The organism is Mesorhizobium sp. M2A.F.Ca.ET.037.01.1.1 (genome assembly GCF_003998075.1).
In the GTDB taxonomy this organism is placed as follows: Bacteria; Pseudomonadota; Alphaproteobacteria; order Rhizobiales; family Rhizobiaceae; genus Mesorhizobium.
On the sequence record NZ_RZSA01000538.1, the window covers coordinates 1 to 4,573 of the forward strand.

A 4,573-nucleotide genomic window follows, 5' to 3' on the forward strand; every position below is an offset into this window, starting at 1 on the left:
GCGGCTCGCCGCCGACCAGTGCCCCCGCCCCGTCATAACCGAGACCGCGGAGCGCAAGCGCGGCGCGCCCGCCGCACTCGCCCGCACCAATGATCACCATCCCCGGCATCGCCGTCATCCGACCTGGATCAGGACCTTTCCGGCATCGACCTTGACCGGATAAGTCCTGAGATTCACGCAAACCGGCGCGCCGCGCGCGTCGCCGGTCTTGTAGTTGAAGCGACCATTGTGCTTGGGGCATTCGATGATGTCGTCCATCACGAGCCCGTCCGCCAGATGCACCTTTTCATGCGTGCACAGGCCGTCGGTGGCGAAGTACTCGTCGTCTGGGCTGCGGTAGATGGCGAAGGTGCGTCCGGCATGGTCGAACCGCATCACGTCCTCTTCGTCGATATCCCCGGCCGCGCAGGCCTCGACCCAGTCGCTCATCTCGTCCTCGTGAAATTCCTGGTCAGCCTTCGGCAGCTCACTCGGCCGCTGCCGCCACCGGGCTGTCGTTGTGCAATTCTTCCCGGTAGGGCTTTGCCGTCGGCGGCAGCACGCGCTTGAGGAAGTAATCCTCGTTGCGCAGCTGGCGCAGGAAGGCAGGGATCATCTCGCGGTAGCCGGCCAGGATCGACGGCGTCGGTGGCGGCAGGTCGTGCTTGATCATCTCGTGCAGCTTGGGCAGCGCGTGATAGGGCACCATCGGGAACATGTGGTGCTCCACATGGTAGTTCATGTTCCAGTAGATGAAGCGGCTGATCGGGTTCATCAGCACCGTCCGGCTGTTCAGGCGGTGATCGATGACATTTTCGGCGAGTCCGCCATGCTGCAGCAGGCCGGTCATCACGTGATGCCAGGCGCCGTAGAGGCGGGGCAGGCCGACGAGCATCAGCGGCAGCCATGAATGCAGGTAGAGCGCCAGCGCGATGGTCGCGATGTAGATGGCGAGCCAGATACGCGCCACACGGATCGCCTTCGGCTGCTCCTGTTCGGGAATGAAGGTCTTTTCCGCGGGGCTGATGATGCCGGCGGCATTGCGCAGCATGTCGGTCATCGCATGCCAGGCGTCGACGATGCCGAAGAAGTTCAGCACCACGCGCAACAGGTCCGGCGGGCGCATGACGGCGATCTCGGGATCGCGTCCGACAATGATGGTGTCGGTGTGGTGGCGCGTATGACTCCAGCGCCAGGTCACCGGATTGCGCATGATCATGAAGCAGGCGAGCTGGTAGACGGCGTCGTTCATCCACTGCGTGCGGAAGGCCGTGCCGTGGCCGCATTCGTGCCAACGGGAATCGGTCGAGGAGCCGTAAAGCGTGCCGTAGACGAAGAAGAACGGCACGCACCACCAGCTGCCCCAGAACCAGATACCGCCCGCGGCGCTGATGACGAAAGCGGCGAGCCAGATGATGGTGTCGCGGATCGCCGGCTCGTCGGAGCGCTGCATCAGCTCCTTCATCTGCTTGCGCGGGATATCGGTGTGGTACCACTCGGCCGCGGCGAGCCCGTTCTCGACCGCGAGCCTGGCGTCCCGGCCGGTCAGGCTGTAGTCACGCGGCGACGCCGCCGAAGACGTGATTGCCGTCATTGGGGTCCTCCGTCAGAGCCTTGGCGAAGCGCCCGACCATGCGGGGCTCGCGCGATCGCTGACTTTGGACTTCAGCATAGCCGCAAGATCTGATAATCTCAACATCACAAAGATAGTTTCTATCATTTTCTATCAGAATGAGATATGGGTGAGCCGGATAGCCGGAGTGGGACAAGCGAGGAAGCATTCATGGCAAAGCGCCCGACCATTACCGATCTCGCGCGCGTCTCCGGCGTCAGCGTCGCCACTGTCGACCGGGTGCTGAACAGCCGTCTGCCGGTGCGCGAGGAGACGGCGCGCCGGGTCTATGACGCCGCCACCGAGATCGGCTATCACGCCGCCGGGCTGATCAAGCAGCGCATGCGCCAGGAATTGCCGGAATATCGGCTCGGCTTCCTGCTGCTCAGGGGCAATGACGTCTTCTATGGCGATTTCGCCAAGGAGCTCGAGCTCGCTGTCGCACAGTCGCAGCGTTTTCGCGGCGTTGCAGCCATCGATTTCGCCGCTTCGCTGGCGCCCGATGAGATCGCCGCCCAGATGCGTGGGCTTGCGGCGAAATCCAGGGCCATCGCCGTCGTCGGTCCGGACCATCCGACTCTGACGGCGGTCGTGGAGACAATGAAGGCGAGGGGACAGCCGGTCTTCTCGCTGCTGTCGGATTTTGCCGCCGGCATCCGCGAGGGCTATGTCGGGCTCGACAACCGCAAGGTCGGGCGCAGCGCCGCCTGGATGATCGCCAAGGCCGCCAGGAAGCCGGGCAAGGTCGCGCTTTTCGTCGGCAGCCATCGCTTCCACGGCCACGAATTGCGCGAGATCGGCTTCCGCTCATTCTTTCGCGAGCACGCGCCCGACTTCACCGTGATGGAGACGCTGGTCAACCTCGAGGCCAACGACGTGACGCATGACGCCATGCTCGACCTCCTGGCCCGCCATCCCGATCTCGCCGGCTGCTATGTCGCCGGCGGCGGCATGGAGGGCGCGGTCTCGGCGCTGCGGACGGCGCGCCCGGCCGAGATGCCGGTCGTGATCTGCAACGAGATCAACGCCGTCTCGCGCGCGGCGCTTGCCGACAACATCCTCACCATGGTGATCTCGACGCCGCTCGCGGCGCTCTGCCGCGAACTCGTCGGGCTGATGGCCCATGCCATCGAAAGCGGCGCCGCCAATGCGCCGGGGCAGACCTTCCTGCCCTTCGACATCTATCTGCCCGAAAACATCTAGGCGCGCCGATCACGATATAGCCGATGTGAAAGAATCCATCAGCCTGATGGATTCTTTCATCGTGGTTCACCCGGGCAAGGGCGCAAATTTCGACGAATTTGGTCCTCGCCCCGCCCATAGTGATCGAAAACCGGCCGCCCCGGTCGGAATCGCCCTTGACGTTTCCGAAACGAAATGGAATAAATATTTCACCAAACAGGCCTTTTGGTTCTTTCGTTCCGGAGCGCCTGTTCGAACGGAGGAAGAGGCGTTCCAGTCGACTGGCGACGCCGCATGGCCGCAGGGAGAGATTCCCCGGGCAAACCGGGGATTCCGGTTCAATAGGTGCAGCCGGACACCAAGTGGAGGAGAAAATGAAGAAACTTCTTTTGGGCGTCGCGCTTTCGGCGCTGATGTGTTCATCCGCCTTCGCCGCCAAGATCGGCGTTTCGATGGCTCTTTTCGACGACAACTTCCTCACCGTGCTGCGCAACGGCATGATCGCGCAGGCCAAGGGCATGGATGGCGTCGAGCTGCAGGTCGAGGACGCGCAGAACGACGTCGCCAAGCAGCTCGACCAAATCAAGAACTTCGCCGCCTCGGGCGTCGACGCCATCATCGTCAATCCGGTCGACACCTCGGCCACGCAGGCGATGTCGGACGCTGCCGCCGCGGCCAAGATCCCGCTGGTCTATGTCAACCGCGAGCCGGTCAATGTCGACAAGCTTCCCGACAACCAGGCCTTCGTCGCCTCGAACGAAGCCGATTCCGGCACGCTCGAGACCAAGGAGGTCTGCCGCCTGTTCAAGGAAGCCGGCAAGAAGGAAGCCAATGTCTATGTGATCATGGGCGAGCTTTCCAACCAAGCCGCGGTGCAGCGCACCAAGGACATCGACGAGGTCATCGCCACGCCGGACTGCAGCTTCATCAAGATCATCGACAAGCAGACCTCGAACTGGAAGCGTGACGAGGCGCAGAACCTGATGACCAACTGGCTGTCGTCCGGCAAGGCCTTCGACGGCGTCATCGCCAACAACGACGAAAGCGCCATCGGCGCCATCCAGGCGATGAAGGCCGCCAATATCGACATGAAGTCGGTCGTGGTCGGCGGAGTCGACGCCACCCAGGACGCGCTGGTGGCCATGCAGGCCGGCGATCTCGATGCGACGGTCTTCCAGGACGCCGCCGGCCAGGGCGCCGGCGCGCTCGACGCCGCGCTCAAGCTCGCCAAGGGCGAGAAGGTGGACAAGAAGGTCTACATCCCGTTCCAGCTCGTGACACCGGCGAACATCGACAAGTTCTTGAAGAAGAACTGAGGCGCCTCGATACGGGGCGGCGCGTCCAATCGGAACAAGCGCGCCGCTCCGCCTTTCCTCCCGCCCGCGCGGGAGGCCGGACAGCTGCGCCCGACGGAGGAAGAAGACGTGTCACAGACATCGCATGGCATTGGCGGGCTGAGCTACGACGCCAAGAAGCGCCCGTGGCCGGCCGAGTTCAACGTGTTCCTGGCCCTGGTCATCCTGGTCGCCGCCTTCGAGCTGGTCGGCCGCGTCTTCCTCGGCGACAGCTTCCTGTTCAACACCCGCGAGAATGTTTCCGGGCTCTTCAACGAGCAGCGCCTGCAGATCATCATCCTGCAGGTCTCGATTGTCGGCATCATCGCCATCGGCGTCACCCAGGTCATCATCTGCGGCGGCATCGACCTGTCCTCGGGCTCGATCGTCGGCGCCACCGCCATGATCGCCATGAGTTTCGCCCAGGTCGCGACCGTCAACGGCAATCCCAATCCCAAGGCGATGT

At 63.5% G+C, this 4,573-nt stretch carries 4 protein-coding genes and 1 pseudogene; 3 read left to right on the forward strand and 2 right to left on the reverse strand.

All coding sequences use genetic code 11. The features are described 5' to 3' along the window. Window positions 1–114: 114 nt before the first annotated feature. Window positions 115–429 (reverse strand): MocE family 2Fe-2S type ferredoxin, encoded by a 315-nt coding sequence (locus EOA27_RS23500; protein ID WP_126063309.1) that lies wholly within the window; start codon window positions 427–429, stop codon window positions 115–117. Window positions 430–466: 37 nt separating this feature from the next. After that, entirely contained in the window at window positions 467–1,573 is a 1,107-nt protein-coding gene (locus EOA27_RS23505) for a fatty acid desaturase family protein (protein WP_126080083.1), read from the reverse strand. Between the two features lie 189 nt (window positions 1,574–1,762). Between EOA27_RS23505 and EOA27_RS23510 the strand changes: the two genes are divergently transcribed. The 3 genes and pseudogenes from EOA27_RS23510 to EOA27_RS23520 all read left to right on the forward strand — a co-directional run. Beyond that, the gene (locus EOA27_RS23510; protein ID WP_126080082.1) at window positions 1,763–2,794 is read left to right on the forward strand and encodes a LacI family DNA-binding transcriptional regulator; all 1,032 of its coding nucleotides are present in this window, start codon (window positions 1,763–1,765) and stop codon (window positions 2,792–2,794) included. Between the two features lie 353 nt (window positions 2,795–3,147). Then, window positions 3,148–4,089, forward strand: coding sequence for a sugar ABC transporter substrate-binding protein (locus EOA27_RS23515; protein WP_126080081.1), 942 nt, complete (start codon window positions 3,148–3,150; stop codon window positions 4,087–4,089). Between the two features lie 108 nt (window positions 4,090–4,197). Continuing rightward, a pseudogene (locus EOA27_RS23520) lies at window positions 4,198–4,573 on the forward strand (ABC transporter permease); the annotation flags it as partial.

Bases quoted from the DNA above. Each gene is read 5' to 3' on its own strand.
- EOA27_RS23515 (WP_126080081.1), top strand. From the start codon at position 3,148: ATGAAGAAACTTCTTTTGGGCGTCGCGCTTTCGGCGCTGATGTGTTCA.
- EOA27_RS23500 (WP_126063309.1), bottom strand. From the start codon at position 429: ATGAGCGACTGGGTCGAGGCCTGCGCGGCCGGGGATATCGACGAAGAG.
- EOA27_RS23505 (WP_126080083.1), bottom strand. From the start codon at position 1,573: ATGACGGCAATCACGTCTTCGGCGGCGTCGCCGCGTGACTACAGCCTG.
- EOA27_RS23510 (WP_126080082.1), top strand. From the start codon at position 1,763: ATGGCAAAGCGCCCGACCATTACCGATCTCGCGCGCGTCTCCGGCGTC.